21 protein-coding genes are annotated in these 19,486 nt (G+C 57.8%); 10 read left to right on the top strand and 11 right to left on the bottom strand.

The window, feature by feature from the left end; all coding sequences use genetic code 11:
* Positions 1-324 precede the first annotated feature (324 nt).
* Positions 325-2,919, top strand: coding sequence for a cell cycle histidine kinase CckA (gene cckA, locus FHS21_RS13675; protein WP_112528443.1), 2,595 nt, complete (start codon positions 325-327; stop codon positions 2,917-2,919).
* Positions 2,920-2,929: 10 nt separating this feature from the next.
* Here the strand turns inward: cckA and FHS21_RS13670 are convergent, their stop codons facing one another.
* The 4 genes from FHS21_RS13670 to FHS21_RS13655 all read right to left on the bottom strand — a co-directional run bounded on the left by FHS21_RS13670 (position 2,930) and on the right by FHS21_RS13655 (position 5,392).
* Positions 2,930-3,340 (bottom strand): PIN domain-containing protein, encoded by a 411-nt coding sequence (locus tag FHS21_RS13670; protein ID WP_112528441.1) that lies wholly within the window; start codon positions 3,338-3,340, stop codon positions 2,930-2,932.
* Positions 3,337-3,579, bottom strand: coding sequence for a hypothetical protein (locus tag FHS21_RS13665; protein WP_112528439.1), 243 nt, complete (start codon positions 3,577-3,579; stop codon positions 3,337-3,339). The genes FHS21_RS13670 and FHS21_RS13665 overlap by 4 nt, the downstream gene beginning before the upstream one ends.
* Before the next feature lie 80 nt (positions 3,580-3,659).
* Positions 3,660-4,631: a cysteine synthase A gene (gene cysK / locus FHS21_RS13660; RefSeq protein WP_112528437.1), complete on the bottom strand. Its 972-nt coding sequence runs from the start codon at positions 4,629-4,631 to the stop codon at positions 3,660-3,662.
* A 140-nt stretch (positions 4,632-4,771) separates the two neighbouring features.
* Positions 4,772-5,392: a LysE family translocator gene (locus tag FHS21_RS13655; RefSeq protein ID WP_112528435.1), complete on the bottom strand. Its 621-nt coding sequence runs from the start codon at positions 5,390-5,392 to the stop codon at positions 4,772-4,774.
* Between the two features lie 143 nt (positions 5,393-5,535).
* On the opposite strand from FHS21_RS13655, the gene mbfA reads away from it, so the two are divergent.
* Together mbfA and FHS21_RS13645 are read left to right on the top strand one after the other, a co-directional pair.
* On the top strand, positions 5,536-6,519 hold the full coding sequence (gene mbfA / locus FHS21_RS13650; protein ID WP_112528433.1) for an iron exporter MbfA: 984 nt from the start codon (positions 5,536-5,538) through the stop codon (positions 6,517-6,519).
* A gap of 247 nt (positions 6,520-6,766) precedes the next feature.
* Positions 6,767-6,904, top strand: coding sequence for a hypothetical protein (locus FHS21_RS13645; RefSeq protein WP_162701881.1), 138 nt, complete (start codon positions 6,767-6,769; stop codon positions 6,902-6,904).
* On the opposite strand, the gene FHS21_RS13640 is transcribed toward FHS21_RS13645, so the two are convergent.
* The gene (locus tag FHS21_RS13640) at positions 6,895-7,242 is read right to left on the bottom strand and encodes an antibiotic biosynthesis monooxygenase family protein (protein ID WP_112528431.1); all 348 of its coding nucleotides are present in this window, start codon (positions 7,240-7,242) and stop codon (positions 6,895-6,897) included. The genes FHS21_RS13645 and FHS21_RS13640 overlap by 10 nt on opposite strands.
* Positions 7,239-7,568: an NIPSNAP family protein gene (locus FHS21_RS13635; protein ID WP_112528429.1), complete on the bottom strand. Its 330-nt coding sequence runs from the start codon at positions 7,566-7,568 to the stop codon at positions 7,239-7,241. The genes FHS21_RS13640 and FHS21_RS13635 overlap by 4 nt, the downstream gene beginning before the upstream one ends.
* Positions 7,569-7,699: 131 nt before the next feature.
* Between FHS21_RS13635 and FHS21_RS13630 the strand changes: the two genes are divergently transcribed.
* Positions 7,700-8,392, top strand: a complete 693-nt coding sequence (locus tag FHS21_RS13630) for an ArsR/SmtB family transcription factor (RefSeq protein ID WP_112528427.1) — start codon at positions 7,700-7,702, stop codon at positions 8,390-8,392.
* Here FHS21_RS13630 and FHS21_RS13625 read toward each other — a convergent pair.
* On the bottom strand, positions 8,389-9,102 hold the full coding sequence (locus tag FHS21_RS13625) for an SDR family oxidoreductase (protein WP_112528425.1): 714 nt from the start codon (positions 9,100-9,102) through the stop codon (positions 8,389-8,391). The genes FHS21_RS13630 and FHS21_RS13625 overlap by 4 nt on opposite strands.
* Positions 9,103-9,291: 189 nt before the next feature.
* Here FHS21_RS13625 and FHS21_RS13620 point away from each other — a divergent pair, with 189 nt between their 5' ends.
* Positions 9,292-9,528, top strand: a complete 237-nt coding sequence (locus tag FHS21_RS13620; RefSeq protein ID WP_183662323.1) for a hypothetical protein — start codon at positions 9,292-9,294, stop codon at positions 9,526-9,528.
* Between the two features lie 106 nt (positions 9,529-9,634).
* Here FHS21_RS13620 and FHS21_RS13615 read toward each other — a convergent pair whose 3' ends face one another.
* Positions 9,635-10,651 carry a Bug family tripartite tricarboxylate transporter substrate binding protein gene (locus tag FHS21_RS13615; RefSeq protein ID WP_112528421.1) on the bottom strand — a complete coding sequence of 339 codons (1,017 nt, stop codon included), beginning with the start codon at positions 10,649-10,651 and terminating at the stop codon, positions 9,635-9,637.
* Positions 10,652-11,046: 395 nt separating this feature from the next.
* Between FHS21_RS13615 and FHS21_RS13610 the strand changes: the two genes are divergently transcribed.
* From FHS21_RS13610 to FHS21_RS13600, 3 genes are all read left to right on the top strand, one after another.
* Positions 11,047-11,445: a RidA family protein gene (locus FHS21_RS13610; RefSeq protein ID WP_112528419.1), complete on the top strand. Its 399-nt coding sequence runs from the start codon at positions 11,047-11,049 to the stop codon at positions 11,443-11,445.
* 255 nt (positions 11,446-11,700) lie between these two features.
* Positions 11,701-13,005 carry an epoxide hydrolase family protein gene (locus tag FHS21_RS13605; RefSeq protein WP_112528417.1) on the top strand — a complete coding sequence of 435 codons (1,305 nt, stop codon included), beginning with the start codon at positions 11,701-11,703 and terminating at the stop codon, positions 13,003-13,005.
* A 64-nt stretch (positions 13,006-13,069) separates the two neighbouring features.
* Positions 13,070-13,729 (top strand): VOC family protein, encoded by a 660-nt coding sequence (locus FHS21_RS13600; RefSeq protein ID WP_112528415.1) that lies wholly within the window; start codon positions 13,070-13,072, stop codon positions 13,727-13,729.
* Positions 13,730-13,765: 36 nt separating this feature from the next.
* Here FHS21_RS13600 and FHS21_RS13595 read toward each other — a convergent pair whose 3' ends face one another.
* Positions 13,766-14,971 carry an HPP family protein gene (locus FHS21_RS13595; protein WP_112528413.1) on the bottom strand — a complete coding sequence of 402 codons (1,206 nt, stop codon included), beginning with the start codon at positions 14,969-14,971 and terminating at the stop codon, positions 13,766-13,768.
* 302 nt (positions 14,972-15,273) lie between these two features.
* Here FHS21_RS13595 and FHS21_RS13590 point away from each other — a divergent pair, with 302 nt between their 5' ends.
* The gene (locus tag FHS21_RS13590; RefSeq protein ID WP_112528411.1) at positions 15,274-15,936 is read left to right on the top strand and encodes a YiaD family glycine zipper/OmpA-like lipoprotein; all 663 of its coding nucleotides are present in this window, start codon (positions 15,274-15,276) and stop codon (positions 15,934-15,936) included.
* On the opposite strand, the gene FHS21_RS13585 is transcribed toward FHS21_RS13590, so the two are convergent.
* Both FHS21_RS13585 and FHS21_RS13580 read right to left on the bottom strand, forming a co-directional pair.
* On the bottom strand, positions 15,926-16,855 hold the full coding sequence (locus FHS21_RS13585) for a pseudouridine-5'-phosphate glycosidase (protein WP_112528409.1): 930 nt from the start codon (positions 16,853-16,855) through the stop codon (positions 15,926-15,928). The genes FHS21_RS13590 and FHS21_RS13585 overlap by 11 nt on opposite strands.
* Positions 16,856-17,013: 158 nt before the next feature.
* A complete protein-coding gene (locus tag FHS21_RS13580; protein WP_112528407.1) occupies positions 17,014-17,964 on the bottom strand; it encodes a carbohydrate kinase family protein in 951 nt (316 codons plus the stop codon).
* A 319-nt stretch (positions 17,965-18,283) separates the two neighbouring features.
* Here FHS21_RS13580 and recA point away from each other — a divergent pair, with 319 nt between their 5' ends.
* Entirely contained in the window at positions 18,284-19,378 is a 1,095-nt protein-coding gene (gene recA, locus FHS21_RS13575) for a recombinase RecA (RefSeq protein WP_114428850.1), read from the top strand.
* The last annotated feature ends 108 nt before the right edge of the window (positions 19,379-19,486 follow it).

Raw genomic sequence — 19,486 nt, 5'->3', positions numbered from 1 at the left:
TGCGTTCCTCGGGCCCAAAACTTGTTCCCCGACATGGGCTTCGAAGCATTACTTTATGCGACACTAGTGCGTGCCATAGTTAGCCGCAACCCTAACGCAGTTTCGGCCTATGTAGTACGGATTGTCTACGCGCGATATTGGATGTTCTAAATCGGAATTCGTGCGAAACCGTGGAATAATCGCGGTCATATAAAGGATGGGGTTTATACCGCGTCAAAGATATGATCCAAACGATTCGAGAATAAACATCGGCTTGATGCAATTGCGCCGGTGATGAAGAAAAGGGGCCTGAGACGTATGTCTCAAGAAACGAATAGCAGACGTATGTCTCAAGAAACGAACAGCGATCTTTATCCAGAACCTATCATCGCGAACACGAAATCCAATAAGGCCGGCTTGCGCCTGGTCCTCCTCGGCGTGCTGCTGATCGGCGTTTCAGTCCTTTACTTCATCTATCGCGATCAGCTCGGGCAGCAGTTCCTGCTTGGCCTCCTCGGCACGCTTGCCATGACCGGCGTGTTCTATCTGTTCGGCTCGGCAATCAATGTCATTCAGTTCACGCCGCGGGGCACCAGCGATGAACTCACACGCGCGTTTGTTGATACGTTTCCGGAAGGCACGGTCGTCTGCGATCAAAAGGGCCGCATCGTTTACGCCAACAGGGCCTATGCCGAGCTGACCGGCGTCACCAATTCCAACGATGTGCGTGCGATCGAGCACATTCTCTCAAGTGAGGCCGCAGCGTCGGATCCGATCTATCGGCTCGCCAATGCGGTGCGCGACGGCGTTTCCGGACAGGAGGAGCTTCGCCTGTCCCGGCCGCTCGATCCCTCGCGTGAGCCTGTGCCGACATGGTACCGGGTCAAGGCTCGGCCTGTTGCGGGCATTCCAGACCAGACGACGCCGGTTTATGCGTGGCAGATCGCCGATATTTCGGCTGAGCGTGCCGAACAGGAGCGTTATTTCCAGGATATTCAGGAGGCCATCGATCATCTTGACCACGCTCCGGCGGGCTTCTTCTCAGCCGATCCTGACGGCCGCATCATTTATATCAACGCAACGCTGGCGGAATGGCTCGGCGTCGACCTTACGCGGTTTACCCCGGGCTCGATGATGGTTCGCGATATCGTCGCTGGCAATGGCATGGCGCTGATCAACGCGGTCAAGACCGAACCTGGCACCAGCCGCAATACGGTCATCGATCTCGATCTTGCCAAATCCAATGGCCAGAGCCTCGCCGTGCGTTTCTATCATCGCGTTCAGGCGCAACGCGATGGCAGGCGTGGACCAACCCGCACCATCGTTCTCAACCGCGCTGAAGGCGAAGACAATTCAGCCGCGTTGCGCGCGGCCGAAGTGCGATTCACACGTTTCTTCAATTCGGCATCCATGGCTATCGCAGCCGTCGATGCGACCGGCAAGATTCTGCGCACCAATGCGCGGTTCCTAGGGCTTTTCGCCCCGGTTGTCGATCGTGATGATATCGACCGGCGCATCCCGCTTGAAACCGTTGTGCATGAACGCGATCGCGAGGCCTTCGACCGGGCGCTGGCTGCGGCTTTCGCCGGCAAGGCGGAAATCTCCCCGGTCGATACCGTTATTCCGGGTAATGAGGACCGCCATCTGCGCTTCTACGTCAGTCCGGTGTTCGACGCCGGGTCCGAGGATGGTGCCGAGGAAGCTGCCATTGTTTCAGTGGTCGAAACGACTGAACAGAAGGCGCTCGAAGCCACGATGGCGCAAAGCCAGAAAATGCAGGCCGTAGGACAACTTGCAGGCGGCATCGCACATGATTTCAACAATGTGCTGACCGCAATCATCATGTCTTCCGATCTGCTGTTGACCAATCATCGCGCATCGGATCCGTCCTTTGCCGACATCATGAACATCAAGCAGAATGCCAATCGCGCCGCTTCGCTGGTGCGGCAGCTCCTCGCGTTCTCGCGTCGCCAGACCTTGCGGCCGGAAGTGCTCAACCTCACCGATGTAATCGCTGATGTGCGCATGCTGCTGACGCGTCTTGCCGGGACGCAGGTCAATCTCAAGATCGAACATGGGCGTGATCTGTGGCCGGTGCGTGCCGATCTCGGCCAGTTCGAGCAGGTCGTGGTCAATCTCACGGTCAATGCCCGGGACGCTATGCCCGAAGGCGGCAACCTGACGCTCCGTACCCGCAACGTGACCGAAGCGGAGAGTGCCGAATTGACATATCGAGACCTCGTTCCAGGCGATTATGTGCTGGTCGAGGTAGAGGACAGCGGTACCGGCATGACGCAGGAAGTGATCGAGAAGATTTTCGAACCCTTCTTCACGACGAAGGAAGTCGGCAAGGGGACGGGCCTCGGCCTGTCCATGGTTTATGGTATCATCAAGCAGACGGGCGGCTCGATTCATGCCGAGTCCGAGCTTGGCAAGGGGACGACATTCCGCATTTTCCTGCCGCGTTTTGTCGAGGAAAAGCAGCCGCAGGTCCTGAATGCCGATGGCGAAGCCGTTGTGACCGAAATGCCGAAAAAGGAGAAGAAAACGGAAAAAGCCACCGATCTCTCCGGTTCCGCAACCGTTCTCCTGGTGGAAGACGAGGACGCCGTCCGCATGGGCGGGGTTCGCGCGCTGCAATCGCGTGGCTACACGGTGCATGAGGCATCCAGCGGCGTCGAGGCGCTTGAGGTGATGAAAGAACTCGGCGGCAAAGTGGATATCATCGTTTCCGATGTGGTCATGCCCGAGATGGATGGTCCTACGCTGCTGCGCGAATTGCGCAAGGATTACGGCGATATCAAATTCATCTTCGTTTCGGGCTACGCCGAAGACGCTTTTGCACGAAACCTGCCGGAGGACGCCAAATTCGGCTTCCTGCCGAAGCCGTTTTCACTGAAGCAACTGGCGACTGCGGTCAAGGAAACGCTGGAGAATTGAGGTTTCAAAGTCATCGAAATGGATCAACGATTCTGACACCTTCAACGATCTGGCCATGCGACAGGTCTTCAGAAAAGAGCTCGCTGCATCCAGCCTCACGCGCCGCCGAAATGATTGCGCTGTCCCAATAGGAAAAGCCGTAAGCTCGCTTTATCTCAAGCGCACCTTGCAAGATTGGTACGGTATTCTCCTGAACACGGAACCGCAGCCACGTCTTGATCAGCCCGGCAGCCAATTCGTGGGGAAGGGGATCGGTGCGTGATGCGCGCGTGGCCTGGACATAAAATTCTTGCAGTACCTGCACCGAGACAACGCAATCATCCCGATCCGTGAGCGCAATGGCCCTCATGCGCTTGCTCACTTCGTCGGCGGCGGTGCTGATGGAATAAAGCAGGATATTGGTATCGAGAAAAGCTGTCACTCTCGAAGGCCACGGTCATGAAGCTTGTCGCGGGAGAGGCGATCCCCGGCCCGAAACAGCTTGACTGATGCTCGCAATACAGCCTCCTCCCGGCGCAGCCGCTCCGCCTCGGTTTCGATCGTCGCAATCTCCGACAGGAATTGACGAACGAGCGCGGAGACGGATGTGTCCTGCTCTGCTGCCTTCATGCGGGCACGGCGGTAGATATCGTCATCCACGGAAACTGTGATATTTTTCATAGTTACACAGTATCACAGTTTTGGGGTGAATCCAATACTTACCAAAAAGCCGAGCGGGACCACTCCTCTGTAGCGAGCTTCTATTCCAGGCCTTCGAACAGCGCGGTGGACAAATACCGCTCGGCGAAGGAAGGGATGATCACAACAAGGTTTTTGCCCTTGTTTTCCGGGCGGCTGCCAACCTCTATTGCCGCCGTCAGCGCTGCGCCCGATGAAATCCCCACAGGCACGCCTTCAAGCCGCGCCACGAGACGCGCATTGGCGAAGGAATCCTCGTTCGAGACCTGCACGACCTCGTCATAAATGTGCGTATCGAGCACAGCGGGAGCAAAGCCTGCGCCTATGCCCTGGATTTTGTGCGGGCCGGGATTGCCGCCGGAAAGAATGGGCGAATCCTTGGGCTCCACCGCGATGACCTGCACACTCGGCTTGCGCTGCTTCAACACTTGGCCAACGCCGGTAATCGTGCCGCCGGTGCCGATGCCCGCAACCAGGATGTCGACTGTGCCGTCGGTATCGTTCCAGATTTCCTCGGCGGTGGTCCGGCGGTGGATTTCAGGATTGGCGGGGTTGTCGAACTGGCCGGGGATGACCGCGTCCCCGATGGTCTCGACCAGCTCGTTAGCCTTGGCAATGGCGCCCTTCATACCCTTTGCGCCTTCGGTCAGCACCAGCTCTGCGCCAAGCAGCTTGAGCATTTTCCGGCGTTCGACCGACATGGTTTCAGGCATGGTGAGGATCAACCGGTAACCCTTGGCGGCGGCTGCGAATGCGAGCGCGATGCCGGTATTACCGGAGGTTGGCTCGACGAGTGTCGTCTTGCCCGGTTTCGCCTTCCCCTGCGCTTCGAGCGCTTCGATCAGCGCGACGCCGATACGGTCCTTGACGCTGGCGATAGGATTGAAGAATTCGAGCTTGGCCAGAAGATTGGCGCCCACACCCTTTTCCTTGGCCAGTTTGTCGAGCCGGACGAGCGGCGTATCGCCTATCGTATCGACAATAGAATTGTAAATGCGGCCACGGCCTGGCTTGCGCGCGCTGTCGTTGCTCATGAATATCTCCTGATCCTGTTTGGGTCGTGCGGCGATCTTATGGGCCTTGCCTGAAAATTCCTAGTTGGGCTCGTGCGTAAACGCGGTGCCGCTTAGAAGAAAATACTAATATTCGGCTACAGCTGTAATAGCATTCCAGATCAGGAGGAGCGACCTGCTATGGCGAGCGCAGCGCCCGCCATAAAGGCTGCCGCTGTGCGGTTCAGCCGTTTTAGCGCCCGCGGCGAGGCGAGCAATCCTCGCGCCTTCGCTGCCAGTGCGAGATAGGGCACCAGCACCACGAGCAGAACCAAAACAGTCAGCGCTGCGAGGATCGAATAGTCGGCCAGAGTGATCGTATGCAGATCGACGAGAGTCGGTGTCAGGGCGATATAGAAGAGCATGGTCTTCGGATTGCCAAGCGTCACTGTCAGGCCGGCCACAACGCTGGAGACAGCACCGCCGCGGCTCTTCTTGGCTTCGATCTTTTCCGCCGATATGCCCGATGTCCAGAAACCCCAGGCAAGATAGGCAAGATACGCGACGCCAGCCCATTTGATCACCAGGAAAACCGTGCCGAATGTCTGCGCCACCATGGCAAGACCAAGCACCACTGCGGTCAAATAAGTGAGGTCGCCGATGATCAACCCGAGCGACATGAACAGCGATGAACGAAACCCCGAGCCGAGCGCCCGGGCAACAAGGGCAGTTACACCCGGTCCCGGAATAGCGGCGGCGATAGCAAGGGCACCAGAATAGGCAACAAAACCGGCAAGCGTCATGATCGTTCTCTATCGGAGGTTGGCGGAGGCGGAAGATACTCCGGGGCCGGGCTTCTGTCCATGGACCGTGAAAAACCCGATTACACCTTGAACACAGGGCTTTGAATCTGTAGTTTAGAATTGTTCTAATTTAGGATCACGCCATGCTCACCCGTTTTTTCGGTCATCGCCGCCACGCCCTGGAATCCCTTTCCGAACAGCAATTGCTGGCGCTGGCTATTTCGTCGGAAGAAGACGACGCGCGCATCTATCTCGCCTATGCGGATGGGCTGCGTGAGGACTTTCCGCAAAGCGCCAAGGTTTTCGACGAGATGGCAGAAGAGGAAAATCGCCATCGCCAGGCATTGATCGATCTGCACCAGGAGCGTTTCGGCAACCAGATACCGCTTATCCGCAGGGAGCACGTGCGCGGCTATCTCGAGCGCAAGCCCGACTGGCTGGTTCGCCCGCTCGGTATAGAGAAGGTGCGCGAAATGGCCGAGAAGATGGAGGAGCAGGCCTACCGATTCTATATCGAAGCACTGAAACTTGTGCGGGATGCCTCTACGCGCAAGCTCTTGGGCGACCTTGCCATCGCCGAGAAGGCGCATGAATCGCTCGCCCACCGGCTCGGTGTGCAGCATACACCTGACGATGTGCAGGAGGTCGAGAAACAGACCGAAAGGCGACAGCTGATCCTGACCTATATCCAGCCAGGTCTTGCCGGCCTGATGGATGGTTCGGTCTCGACCCTTGCGCCGATTTTTGCGGCCGCCTTCGCCACACAGGACACATGGCAGACGTTTCTTGTGGGCCTGTCTGCGTCGCTCGGCGCCGGCATTTCCATGGGCTTCACGGAAGCTGCGCATGACGACGGAAAATTGTCCGGTCGCGGCTCACCCTTGAAGCGTGGCCTCGCCAATGGCCTGATGACGGCGATCGGTGGCCTTGGCCACGCGTTGCCTTATCTCATTTCGGATTTCTGGACAGCCACGACAATTGCTGCGATCGTCGTTTTCATCGAGCTCTGGGCCATCGCCTATATCCAGCACCGCTTTATGGAGACGCCATTCTTCCGCGCCGCGATCCAGGTCGTTCTCGGCGGTGGGCTTGTACTGGCGACAGGCATATTGATCGGTAACGCGTGATTCGATTTCTTGTAGAAATCCACGCGATTCACCAACTTTTCGGGCGCCTTATTGAAGCAAAAAGGGCGAATTTTTGCCCTTTTCCTGTTGCGAAAAGATATTTCTGCTCAACTGGTTAAGGCTAATTTTCTATGAATTCATGTGATTTTAACCAACGCCGTTCAGGAGGCGTTCATCTTTATGCATTAAATTTTAGCTAATTGATCGCTATCGGCCTGGTCCGGTATGCCAAAAACAAGAGACAAAAATGATGACCATGATTATCCAGCTACGCGATACGCTACGCGTCGTGCGAGAATTCATTGCTCCGAGTTACCGGCCCGAGCGCCACTATATGCGTGGCCCCGGACCGGCTTGTGCCCAGCGCAACCAGGTTCAGGCGTGATGGTACACTCGCGCATCAAGCGGAGCTTCATCACGGGCGCGCAACCCATAATCACGTATAACGGACGCAATCCGCAGCCTGTAGTCGGCAAAGATCCCGGCGCGGCCGTCACGTTGAGCCAGACGATGTTCCTCGGTCTGGCGCCAAGCCGCCACTGACGCTTCATCGCGCCAGAACGACAGGGAAAGATAGCGGTTTTCGTTGGCAAGGCTGCGAAACCGCTCCACGGAAATGAAGCCGTCCATCGTCTCCAGCAGCGGCTTCAGGTCCGCTGCCCGGTCGAAATAATCCTTGCCGCGGCCTTCCGCCGGCTCCACCTCGAAAATCACCGCAATCACTTGAGCATTCCTCCATTCGTTCCTGTCACAAGGCGCAGGAATGTACGGTCCTCACGCCGGATAAAGCGCTTATCCCTGGAAAATTCGTAGTTGGCCCGGCCCAGTGGATCGGCCATGAGCCGCGCGCGATAGGCTTCATACGCGGCCAGGTTCTCGATGTTGTAGACGCCGTAGGCCAGCGTCGCGGAGCCCTCATGCGGCGCATAATAGCCGATGAGATCTGCGCCGCAACGCGGTATCGCCTCGTTCCAGTTGCGCGCATATTCCTCGAAAGCGTCCTTCTGATAGGGATCGATTTCATATTTGATGAAACAGGTGATGGTCATTTCGGGCACTCCTTCGTTAGCGTTGACCATGGGTATAGCCGCCAATGAGCGCTTGATACTTCGATCGTTTTCGAAGCATCATCGTCTGTGTTGGGATCAGTCTTGATTGGCCAACAAACACGGAAACGATCATGTCGAACAATGCGAGATTTGCCGAAATAGCCGCGCTTGCGGGTGATCCCGGTCGTGCGAGCATGCTCAATGGGCTCATGGATGGCCGCGCGCTGACCGCATCGGAACTCGCTCAACTCGCCGGCATCACCGCGCAGACCGCCAGCAGCCATCTGACGCGCATGACCGAGGCCGGCCTTCTCGCTGTGGAAAAGCAGGGCCGGCATCGCTACCACCGGCTGGCTTCGCCTGCCGTGGCCCAGATGATCGAAAGCATCATGCGGCTCGCCGCGCCGGAAGTCACAGCCAAGCCGCTGCGCACCGGGCCACGTGATGCGGCGCTCAGGGCAGGGCGCACCTGCTACGACCATCTCGCCGGGCATCTCGGCGTTTCAATCACCGATGCGCTGATCGATGCTGGCCATCTCGATCTTGGCCTCGATGCGGGCGAAGTGACGGATAGTGGGCTTGCGCTATTTGCCCGCGCCGGAATCGCTATCGAAGCGTTGACCGCCAAGCGCAGCCGCATCCTGTGCCGTCCGTGCCTCGACTGGAGCGAGCGCCGCCCGCATCTTGCCGGTGCAATCGGCGCAGCGCTGTGCAGCCACTGCTTCAACAATGGCTGGATCAGGCGGCTGGAAGGAACCCGCGCGGTGTCGGTGACGCCGAATGGCCAGAGACATTTGCGCGAGACATTCGGCGTCAGTCTCTAAACATGCCGCGTGATGCCGCCATCGATCCGTATGTTCTGGCCGGTGATATAGCCTGCATCGTCTGACAGCAGGAAGGCGGTTGTCTTGGCAATTTCCGCCATCGTCCCAAGTCGCTTCATGGGCACCTCGTCTTCGGTTCCGGGCTTGTGGTCGAGACTGTCGATATATCCCGGCAGAAGTGCATTCATGCGGATATTGTCGGCGCCATAGCGATCTGAATAGAGCTTGGTATAGGCGCCGACGGCCGCGCGATAAGCACACGACACAGGAAAGACAAGGCTTGGCTCGAAGGAGGCGAACGTCGTGATATTCACCCAGGCGCCCTTGCCCTGCTTCAACATGTGGGGTGTCACCAGACGCGCCATGCGCACCACGCTCAGAACCATCAGATCATTGCCGATCACCCATTTTTCATCCGTGATATCGAGGAGATCGCCCTTCGGCGGATGGCCGGTATGATTGACCACAGCATCCACACGGCCATAGGCCTCGGCGGTCTTTTCAACCAGCGCCTCCAGATCTTTGGCCTCACCGGCAGAACCCTTGATGCCGACACCGCCAAGCTCGGCGGCAAGTTCGACCGCACTGCCCGACGGCGACATCAGTCCGAGACGATAGCCTCGCTCGTGCAATTCGCGGGCGATGGCGGCCCCCATGCCGCGTCCTCCACCGGTGATGATTGCAACTGGTGCTTGTGAAGTGTCGGTCATGATGCTCGCCTTTCAAGATTTTGAATGGCGGGGAGCATGTTTGATCGGTAGCTCCAGCGCAAATGAATTCAGGTGGCGGCGAGGCTCAAATATTTTGAACGAACTTCCGGAAATGAGTCAAAAGTCGAATTGAAATTGTTGAAATAATTGTGAGAAGTCATTGCTGGCTCATCAAGAAAGAACATGACGATGGCAATAGCATTTGATACTCTTGGTTATTCAAAGCGGTTGCGTTCTGGCGGCATAGACCAGCAACACGCCGAAACCCATGCCGAAGCTGCGAGGGATTTTATCATGGCCGAACTCGTTACCAAATCTGATCTGGCAGCGGCAGTAGCGGTTATAAACCTCACACTCACATTACGCCTCGGTGCCATGTTGGCGGTTGGATTTGGTGTATTGGCGACGTTGATGAAGCTGCTTTAGCACTCCGCTCTCCCCGGTAGCGATGAGGAGAATTATCATGAGCCCTGTTAGCAGCCGCAGCGGAGTGAGGGAAGTTTAACTCGCCCCACTCCATCTCCACGCCGTATTAATCCATTGTCACGCCCGTACTCTTTACGACAGGCTCCCATTTCTGGATTTCTGCTTTGACGTGGGTCGCAAGCTCGTCTGGCGTTGAACCGACAATCGTCGCGCTGAAATCTTTCATGCGTGAAACGACAGCGGGGTCTTTCAGAGCCGTATTGGCCGCCTCGTTAAGGCGGGTAACAACCTCGGGTGGCGTTCCCGCGGGCGCAAACAATGCATTCCAGGTATATGTCTCATAGCCCGGCACGGCCTCAGCGACCGTTGGCACGTCGGGGAAGGAAGGAGCCCGATCCTTCGTCGTGACACCGAGAGCTTTCAGGGATCCGGCCTTTATGTGTGCCGAAGACGACGGCAAATTGTCGAACATGATCGACACCTGATTGCCAAGCAGATCGTTCAAAGCCGGTCCCGCGCCCTTGTATGGGATATGTTCCATGGAGACCCCGGCCATGCTTTTGAAAAGTTCGCCGGATAAATGCAGCGGAGTGCCGTTTCCAGACGAAGCATAGGAATATTTGTCGGGGTTGTCCTTGAGCAGCTGAACGAGCTCTTTGACGCTGTTAACTGGCAGCTGCGGATTGATAACCAGCACATTGGGTACCAATACCAGAAGCGAAATCGGCGCAAAATCAGTGACGGGATCATAGGGTTTCGTTTTCAGCATCAGCGGATTCAGCGCATGGGTTGCAACCGTTCCCATGAGGATTGTGTAACCGTCGGGCTCCGCCCTGGCCACTTGGGCAGCTCCGAGGTTTCCGCCCGCACCCCCGACATTCTCGACGATCACTTGCTGTCCGAGAGTCTTTGACATGTTTGCTGCGACGAGACGGGCAACGAGGTCGGTCGAACCACCAGCCGCAAAAGGCACCACAAGCGTGACCGCGCGATCCGGAAATGTTTGTGCTGAAGCCGGTAATGCCGATGCGATTGCCGAACCAATCGCCAAGCCTAAAACAACGCGTCTATTCAATGCCACAGTATACCCTCCCGGTACGTTCACATGATGTCGAATGGCCATCTCGAGAAGATATTCTCGATCGGACCATAAACTCAATGAGCTATAGGACGGTATTTCAGAATCCATGTCCAGACCAGGATTTTGCCTCAGCGCTCTTTTTGCAGCAAACCGGCGGCGAGATGCCGGAAAGCGTCGACAGCCTTTGCAAAGACAATGCGAGGATCATCAGCCGCGGCAATCCAAAGCGACGCATCCAGCACGTCTTCTCGCAACCACGGTCATCTCCCGTAAAATACATACACTCCGTATGCCAGTTGACATACGGAGCGTATGCGAATATATGGCTACATACGGGACGTATATCAATGATCGCCCCGGACAGTAAAGCGCAAGGGCTTTGAAACCGGCGCGAACCGGCTCATCCATCCCCGCCTTAATTCTAACAGGAACAACCAATGACAAAACGCGATGCCATTTTCCCTGCCGGTCGGCAGGCACTCTATGAGATCAATCGATATTCGGCGGCGATCCGCTCGGGCGACCTTCTGTTTGTCTCGGGGCAGGTTGGCAGCCGCGAAGACGGGTCACCGGAGCCTGTCTTTGAAAAGCAGGTGCAGCTTGCCTTCGACAATCTTGCCGCCGTGCTGAAGGCTGCTGGCTGTACGTTCGATGACGTGGTTGACGTTACCACCTTCCACACGGACCCTGCCACGCAGTTTGAGGCAGTCAATACAGTTCGCCTGAAGGTCATCGGTGAGCAACCCTACCCGAACTGGACCGCGGTGGGCGTGAACTGGCTGGCCGGCTTCGATTTTGAAATCAAGGTAATAGCGCGCATTCCTCAGTTCAGCTGATCGGTTTGACCATTCCACACGATGACGGCCGGTGTGCGGCCGTCGTCTATGCAAGAGCCCGGATGTTACCGTTACGTACTTGCCCCTGACCATATCCGGACCGATCATTGTCCGCTCACGCCGCCCAGTCCTAGTTCAGCATCGCGGCGTGCACTTTCGCAGGACCATATCCGCAGAGCACACGAGATGTTACGGGCGCAACGTTCCCCGCAGCAGCATGTCCTCTGTTTTTGGCCTGACCAATGGAGGACGACAATGCCAGAAAATCCAGATCCGAGCAGGCGTGACATCTTGCTGACGGGCGGAACATTGCTCGCCATGTCAGCTATCGGCGCAGGTGCCGCAAGCATTGTTTCACCATCCTCGGCGCGGGCGGCCACAAGTGAAGAAATCCGCCCGTTCAGCATACACTTTTCGGACGAGCAACTTGCCGATCTGCGCAGGCGCGTTGCTGCTACGAGATGGCCAAGCAAGGAAATTGTCACGGACGCATCACAGGGCGTGCAGTTTGCGACGTTGCAGAAACTCGCACAATATTGGGCGACTGACTATGACTGGCGCAAGATGGAAGCGAAGCTCAACGCCTTGCCGCAATTCAAGACAAACATCGACGGGGTGGACATTCATTTCATCCACGTTCGTTCGAAGAATCCCAACGCGCTCCCGGTGATTATCACCCATGGCTGGCCAGGCTCTATTATCGAGCAGTTGAAGGTCATCGAGCCGCTCACCGACCCAACGGCCAACGGCGGTCAGGCCGAAGACTCGTTCGACGTCGTGATCCCGTCGCTGCCGGGCTACGGCTTTTCAGGAGTTCCCACCGTTACCGGCTGGGATCCTGTCCGCATCGCAAGCGCCTGGATCGTGCTGATGAAGCGCCTTGGCTACGACCGCTATGTTGCGCAGGGCGGCGACTGGGGGAACGCAGTCACGGAGCAGATGGCCGTGCAGACGCCTCCGGGGTTACTCGGCATCCACACCAACATGCCCGCCACGGTGCCCGACGATATTGCACAGGCACTGAGTTCCGGAGGCCCACCGCCGCCGGGCCTGTCTGCCGACGAGAAACATGCCTACGAGCAGCTCGACTTTTTCTATAAACACGGCCTGGCTTACGCCCAGGAGATGGGTAACCGCCCGCAGACACTATACGCGATCGAGGACTCGCCGGTCGGTCTTGCCGCCTGGATGCTGGACCATGACGCGGCCAGTTATGCACTTATCGCACGCGTTTTTGACGGTGTGCCCGAGGGCCTTACGCGAGAAGACATCGTCGACAACATCACGCTCTACTGGTTGACGAATACCGGCGTCTCTTCGGCCCGTCTTTATTGGGAAAGCAAGCTTCCCTTTTTCGCCCCCAAGCATCTCACCATACCGGTGGCCGTAAGCGCCTTTCCTGACGAGCTTTACCAGGCTCCGCGAAGTTGGGCCGAAAAGGCGTATCCGAAGCTCATCTTTTACGCCAAGCATGACAAAGGCGGGCACTTCGCGGCGTGGGAACAGCCGGCGTACATCACGGCCGACCTTAGGGCGGCTTTCAAGCCGCTGCGCCAGTAGATTTATAAAAACACTGCGCGAATTGCGCACAATCCTTTCAACAGGCATCGAGGAGGACCATGCCATGACTGAGACAAATCAAGCGCGAACGGCCGATATGAAACTCGAGATTGTCGTCATCCCTGTTTCGGACCCGGACCGCTCGAAGGAGTTCTACGCCAACCTCGGCTGGAGGCTGGACGCCGATTTCGCCGGCACCGATTTTCGCGTAATGCAGTTTACGCCGCCCGGTTCCGGCTGCTCCATCATCTTCGGCAAGAATGTCACCGCTGCGGCCCCGGGCTCCGCTCAGGGGCTATACCTGATCGTTTCCGACATCGAGGCTGCCCGCAAGGAGCTGATCGGACGGGGCGTGAAAGTCAGCGACGCGTTTCACCCTGCCGGTGACGTTTATACGGGTCCGGACGAGCCCTATTTGTTTGGACGAGTCCGGACTGGCGGTCTGCATCCCGAACGCGGCACTTATCGCTCATTCGCGTCGTTCAGTGATCCCGATGGCAATGGCTGGCTGTTCCAGGAGGTTACGGCGCGATTGCCAGGACGTGTCGATGCGACCGATACGATCTTCACCTCGTCGAAAGAGCTCGCAGCCGCCCTACGCCGTGCAGGGGCAGCGCATGGCGAGCACGAGAAGCGGACCGGTGGTGAGTATGATGAGGGCTGGCCTGACTGGTATGCGGAGTACATGGTCAAGGAACAGTCGGGCGAACCACTGCCAACTTGAGCAGGCTACGGCGAATCCGAGCCAATGATGATCGAGCTAAGCGGCTTGATCACCATTCTCCAGCTTCGTGGCCTGGATGTCTGCGGAGCCGGTTTGCCTTTCCTGAAACAGTGCTGCAATCAGGTCCGATTGTGTGACGATGCCAACGACACGGTTGTTTGCATCGACCACGGGCATGTGATGCAGGCCCATGTCGGCCATTGGCGGCACAAGCTTGGCGATCATGGTTTCCTGCAAGGCCGACTGGACCCGGCGTGTCATTATGTCGGCCACCGTGTGCTTGGACTGGCGCGCCAATCGGAACCTGTTGCCGACGCGGACACGCCAGCCAAGATGGAGGCGGCCATCATCGGCCAAAAGCGATGCCCGCATGAAGTCTGTCTGGGTGATGATACCGACCAGTTCGCCAGCCGGTGAGGTCACGGGAAGCGCCTTGACACGGTGATTGATGAGGAGCTTCCAGGCGTCGCGCAAAGCTGTCTCAGGGCGCACCGTTGCGACATCCTTCGACATGATCTGTCCACAGGTGATCTCGCCGGTTCGCCTTTCATAGGCGCGGATCTGCGCACGATGCAGCAACGCATCGAGCTCGTCGGGGCTGACATTGACGATCTCGTCATACTGGGCCAGCACGTCCTGCAGATCGCTGGGCACAAATCCCAGGCGAGCCGTCGGGGGCAAGTCAGCCGTATCGTGGATGTTGACTTGAGGGCCCGGCGCAAGATGGGGATAACGGCGCCCCGCCAAATTGTTGAAAACCAGCGCCGACGCCAGCAACAACAGGGAATTGAGCCCGACTGGCCAGAAGACGAAGCCGTATCCTTCCGCCTGCAACACTGGACCGCCCAACACGGCGGTCAATGCAACTGCCCCGCTTGGGGGATGCAGACAACCCAGCGCCAGCATCAGGCCAATGGCGACCGACACGGCCAATGCCGACGCAATGATCGGATCCGGCACCAGAAGTGCGAATGAAACGCCGACAAATGCGGACAGCATGTTGCCGCCGAGTATCGACCATGGTTGCGCCAGCGGACTTGTTGGCGCAGCAAAGAGCAGCACAGCCGATGCGCCCATGGGAGCAATCAGCAGGGGAAGGTTAACCTCTGGACCCAGCGCAAGTTTACTGACAGTGCCGGTAACCAAGATGCCGACAAGTGCACCAATGCACGCTCTGAAGCGCTCATGCTTGCTGATCGGCGCAACCGCAGGGATGAAGCGCTTGAGGGTGCTCCAAGGCATGGTTAAATTATCCGTCTGTTGGATTGGCCCGGAAGCGTAGCTTGACGCTTGGGTGTTTGCCTAAATCACTAGCAGTTAGCTCATATTTTAGGCAACGAATAAACATCTTCGTTGCGCGCCAATCGCAGAACTAAATTTCGTCCCTTGCCGGTATATAGGCAAATCAATCCAGTGGCTGAATGGCCGGTTTTAGAAAGGGCCAGAGGAATTTCAATCGGGCCTCTGCTCGCCGCCTTCTTTACCCTTCTTTTGCCCGAATCACTCGTATATTCCCTGCCACATCCAACCGGGGACTTGATTCCATGATAAAAAGATTTGCCATCGGCTGCCTTGCCGCGACCTTTCTTGCGGGCTGCACCACGACCGACCCCTATACGGGCCAGCAGAAAATGTCGAACACGGCCGGCGGTGCCATGATCGGCACGGCTGTCGGCGCGTTGACGGGTCTGGCGATTGGCGGCGGTGGCAAGTCCGGGCGCAATGCGGCCTTGATCGGCGCGGGTATCGGCGCGCTCAGCGGTGGCGCGATTGGCAATTACATGGATCGTCAGGAATCGGAACTGCGCGCGCAGTTGCAGGGCACCGGCGTCTCGGTGACGCGCAATGGCGACCGGATCATCCTAAACATGCCGTCCAACATCACCTTCAACACAGATCAGGATCAGGTGAAGCCGGAATTCTTCTCCACGCTGGGTTCTGTCGCTATCGTCCTGCGCAAGTTCGACCGCACCATCGTCGATGTCGCCGGTCACACGGATTCCACTGGCAGCCTGCAGCATAACCAGTTGCTGTCCGAACGCCGCGCCCTGTCCGTTGCCAATTATCTGACCCAGCAGGGTATCGATAACCGTCGATTCGACGTTCAGGGCTACGGCCCGACGCAGCCCGTCGCGACCAACGCCACCGAAGCCGGGCGCGCGCAGAACCGCCGCGTCGAGATCCAGATTTCGCCGCTTACCGAGTAGCCTTCACCAACGATACCGCGATCTTTGCGGCGAGCCGCGCATTGTTCTCGACGAGAGCAATGTTTGCTTTGAGGCTCTCGCCTTTGGTGATGTCGAGAAGTTCCGAGAGAAGAAACGGCGTCACTGCCTTGCCGGTGACGCCTTTTTTTGTGGCGCGGGCAATTGCTTCGCTAATGTACCCGCTCATGATTTCCGCAGGGATTTCACTTGCCTCGGGGATGGGATTGGTAATCAGCATGCCGCCAACGACGCCGATGGCATCCCGCGCAGCCTGAAATTTTGCAATGGCATCCGGCGTATCGAGCCGCAATGGTGCCTTGATCTGCGACTGCCTTGACCAGAATGCAGGAAGCACATCCGCACCATAGACGACGACAGGTACGCCTTTGGTTTCAAGCACTTCCAGCGTTTTCTCGATATCGAGAATCGCCTTGGCGCCCGCTGAAACGACGATGACTGGCGTGCGGCCGAGCTCTTCCAGATCAGCGGAAATATCGAAACTCAGCTCGGCGCCCTTGTGTACGCCGCCAATGCCGCCCGTTGCGAAAACCTTGATACCGGCAAGGTGGGCGGCAAGCATCGTTGCTGCAACCGTGGTTCCCCCTGTACGCCCTTCCGACAGCGCAAACGCCAGATCCGCGCGCGAGAGTTTCATCGCGCCCTTGACCTGCGCCAGCGCCTCGCGCTCTTGCGCGGAAAGACCGATCTTCAAACGCCCGTCGACGATGGCGATGGTGGCCGGGACCGCACCCTCCGCAATGATGATTGCTTCGACGTCTCCTGCCATGCGGCTGTTGTCGGGGTAGGGCATCCCATGAGTGATGATGGTGCTTTCGAGGGCAACGACGGGTTTGCCCGCGGCCAACGCGTCTTGAACCGCGGGGGCAACGTCCATGAATGGGTTCAAAACTTTGGTCATTATCATTTTCCTTTTTGGGTCTGTTGAGATTCACGTCAGGGCGAGACGAAAACGATGGTTTTCGAGCACCGGAGCGAAGCGTACTTCAAGGTACGTGAGCACCGGAGCGCAGAAAAGCGCCGTTTGCAGGCCGCCATGGCGTGAACATCGACAGACCCCTATACGAGAGCAGTCGCAGCCGGTATCTGTGCAAGTGCCGTGTCGAATTCCTGCTGTGTGAACCTGGCGCTGGCGGTGTGGACTTTCAGCGTGAGCATCGATGCTGCCAGTCCCTCGCGCAAGGCTTCATCAAAGGCGAGCCCCCGCATCAGCGCGGCGATGGTGCCGCCGGCCAGCGCATCGCCGGCGCCGGTGACATCGGCGATTTCATCGACGGCGGGTGGGTGGATAGTGAACACATCATTGCCGGAAAAGGCGAGGGCGGCCTCACCGCCATTGCTGATCACTGCGCCCTTGAGACCGTCAGCGTGCAACACCTTATAGATGTCCTTTAGTCCGGCGTCGGGACCGAGCCCGGTCAGTGCCAGCGCTTCGCGGCGGTTCATGAACAGGCAGGTGAGGTTGCTGAAGATCGGCCCCAGACGAGACACCTTAGCCGGCGAAATCGCCAGCGCAAACAGCGGACGCTCGCCTGCGAGACCAGCCAGTCGCTGCAGCGCATCCGAGGGGAGGTTGGCATCGCAAAACACCGCGTCGGCCACAGCAATCGAATCTCGCACCTTGCGCCGTCGCAATTGCCGGGGCAAGGCGAGCTCATAAAGTCCCATGTCCGCGATGCCCGCGACCACATCGCCTTGCTCGTCTAGGATGGCGGTATAGCTCGGCGTCGCTCGGTCCATGAAGACCACCGAGCCGTCATGAATGCCCGCCGATTCGATGGCTGCTGCAACCATTTCTCCGATCCTGTCGCCGCCGCGCACCGAGAGAATCTCGGCGACGATTCCGCGCTGAACCGCGAGCCGCAGCGCATTGAAAACGCCGCCGCCCGGCTCCTCGCGCATGATTCCAGGGTTGGATGCACCGGGCACGAAAGGCACGAGGCTCTGGCCGCGCCGGTCGAGATGAGCGCCGCCGACAGCGAAGAGCAACGGCTTGGTGACTTGGATCATGGTTGATTGTGTATCCGGACAAAACTTCAAGTTGTGGGCACGGGCGCCCGCGCTTCTCTCTAGAACGCCGGAGGCCGCGGTGCAATCATAAGAGCGATTCGAAACGTTGAGTGCCACTTCGCCCGGCGAGGCGGAAATAACGCCTTGGTAGATGTGAACAGAACGCCACGTTCGTCCTGAGAACATTTTGCGAACATTTTTTGGTTATCGTTATTTTACCGTGGGTTATGCCTGTTGCCAAACAAGAACAAAACAGATACAAATAAATTCAGATACAGGAACATTCCGGACTTCATGCACAACACAGGGGTAGTGTAACATGGCTCAAAATTCATTGCGGTTGGTTGAGGGTAATTCGGTGGATAAAACGAAAGCGCTGGATGCGGCATTGTCCCAGATCGAGAGGGCCTTTGGTAAGGGCTCGATCATGCGGCTTGGACGCAATGAGCAGGTGGTTGAAATCGAAACGGTTTCGACCGGCTCGCTGTCGCTGGATATTGCCCTTGGCGTCGGCGGATTGCCGAAAGGCCGTATCGTCGAGATCTATGGGCCGGAAAGCTCCGGCAAGACGACGCTTGCCCTGCATACGATCGCCGAAGCCCAGAAGAAGGGCGGCATTTGCGCCTTTGTCGATGCCGAGCATGCGCTTGATCCTGTCTATGCCCGCAAGCTTGGTGTCGATCTGGAAAACCTGCTGATCTCGCAGCCGGATACCGGCGAACAGGCTCTGGAGATCACCGATACGCTGGTGCGCTCCGGCGCGATTGATGTTCTGGTCGTCGACTCCGTCGCCGCGCTGACACCCCGCGCTGAAATTGAAGGCGAGATGGGTGACAGTCTGCCGGGCCTGCAGGCGCGTCTGATGAGCCAGGCGCTGCGCAAGCTCACCGCCTCCATTTCCCGCTCCAACTGCATGGTCATCTTCATCAACCAGATCCGCATGAAGATCGGCGTCATGTTCGGCTCGCCCGAGACCACGACAGGCGGCAATGCGCTGAAATTCTATGCATCCGTCCGTCTCGATATCCGCCGCATCGGTTCGCTGAAGGAGCGCGATGAGGTTGTCGGCAACCAGACCCGCGTCAAGGTGGTCAAGAACAAGCTGGCTCCGCCCTTCAAGCAGGTTGAATTCGACATCATGTATGGCGAAGGCGTTTCCAAGACGGGCGAACTGGTCGATCTTGGCGTCAAGGCGGGCATCGTGGAGAAATCCGGTTCCTGGTTCTCCTACAATTCGCAGCGTCTTGGCCAGGGCCGCGACAATGCGAAACTGTTCCTGAAGGAAAATCCGGAAATCGCCAACGAGATCGAACTGGTGCTGCGCCAGAACGCCGGTCTCATCGCTGAGCAGATGCTCGACAAGGGTCCGGACGATGTCGAAGATGATGAGAGCCCGGACGCCGCCGAGGGCTGATCGCCGATTAGAACCTGAGGGGCTTTATCTCTCACTGTGACGATGAACCCGCATCCAGAATCTGGCTGCGGGTTTGTTTTTCTATGATGCCAGCCCATATTAAGTTGC

Source organism: Phyllobacterium trifolii, from assembly GCF_014192095.1.
GTDB lineage: Bacteria > Pseudomonadota > Alphaproteobacteria > Rhizobiales > Rhizobiaceae > Phyllobacterium > Phyllobacterium trifolii.
This window is presented reverse-complemented; position numbering and strand designations above follow the sequence as displayed.

Excerpts from the sequence above, each read along its gene's own strand:
- cckA (WP_112528443.1), top strand. The coding sequence starts at position 325 with ATGTCTCAAGAAACGAACAGCGATCTTTATCCAGAACCTATCATCGCG.
- FHS21_RS13665 (WP_112528439.1), bottom strand. The coding sequence starts at position 3,579 with ATGAAAAATATCACAGTTTCCGTGGATGACGATATCTACCGCCGTGCC.
- cysK (WP_112528437.1), bottom strand. The coding sequence starts at position 4,631 with ATGAGCAACGACAGCGCGCGCAAGCCAGGCCGTGGCCGCATTTACAAT.
- FHS21_RS13655 (WP_112528435.1), bottom strand. The coding sequence starts at position 5,392 with ATGACGCTTGCCGGTTTTGTTGCCTATTCTGGTGCCCTTGCTATCGCC.
- mbfA (WP_112528433.1), top strand. The coding sequence starts at position 5,536 with ATGCTCACCCGTTTTTTCGGTCATCGCCGCCACGCCCTGGAATCCCTT.
- FHS21_RS13645 (WP_162701881.1), top strand. The coding sequence starts at position 6,767 with ATGATGACCATGATTATCCAGCTACGCGATACGCTACGCGTCGTGCGA.
- FHS21_RS13635 (WP_112528429.1), bottom strand. The coding sequence starts at position 7,568 with ATGACCATCACCTGTTTCATCAAATATGAAATCGATCCCTATCAGAAG.
- FHS21_RS13630 (WP_112528427.1), top strand. The coding sequence starts at position 7,700 with ATGTCGAACAATGCGAGATTTGCCGAAATAGCCGCGCTTGCGGGTGAT.
- FHS21_RS13625 (WP_112528425.1), bottom strand. The coding sequence starts at position 9,102 with ATGACCGACACTTCACAAGCACCAGTTGCAATCATCACCGGTGGAGGA.
- FHS21_RS13620 (WP_183662323.1), top strand. The coding sequence starts at position 9,292 with ATGGCAATAGCATTTGATACTCTTGGTTATTCAAAGCGGTTGCGTTCT.
- FHS21_RS13615 (WP_112528421.1), bottom strand. The coding sequence starts at position 10,651 with ATGGCCATTCGACATCATGTGAACGTACCGGGAGGGTATACTGTGGCA.
- FHS21_RS13610 (WP_112528419.1), top strand. The coding sequence starts at position 11,047 with ATGACAAAACGCGATGCCATTTTCCCTGCCGGTCGGCAGGCACTCTAT.
- FHS21_RS13605 (WP_112528417.1), top strand. The coding sequence starts at position 11,701 with ATGCCAGAAAATCCAGATCCGAGCAGGCGTGACATCTTGCTGACGGGC.
- FHS21_RS13600 (WP_112528415.1), top strand. The coding sequence starts at position 13,070 with ATGACTGAGACAAATCAAGCGCGAACGGCCGATATGAAACTCGAGATT.
- FHS21_RS13595 (WP_112528413.1), bottom strand. The coding sequence starts at position 14,971 with ATGCCTTGGAGCACCCTCAAGCGCTTCATCCCTGCGGTTGCGCCGATC.
- FHS21_RS13590 (WP_112528411.1), top strand. The coding sequence starts at position 15,274 with ATGATAAAAAGATTTGCCATCGGCTGCCTTGCCGCGACCTTTCTTGCG.
- FHS21_RS13585 (WP_112528409.1), bottom strand. The coding sequence starts at position 16,855 with ATGACCAAAGTTTTGAACCCATTCATGGACGTTGCCCCCGCGGTTCAA.
- FHS21_RS13580 (WP_112528407.1), bottom strand. The coding sequence starts at position 17,964 with ATGATCCAAGTCACCAAGCCGTTGCTCTTCGCTGTCGGCGGCGCTCAT.
- recA (WP_114428850.1), top strand. The coding sequence starts at position 18,284 with ATGGCTCAAAATTCATTGCGGTTGGTTGAGGGTAATTCGGTGGATAAA.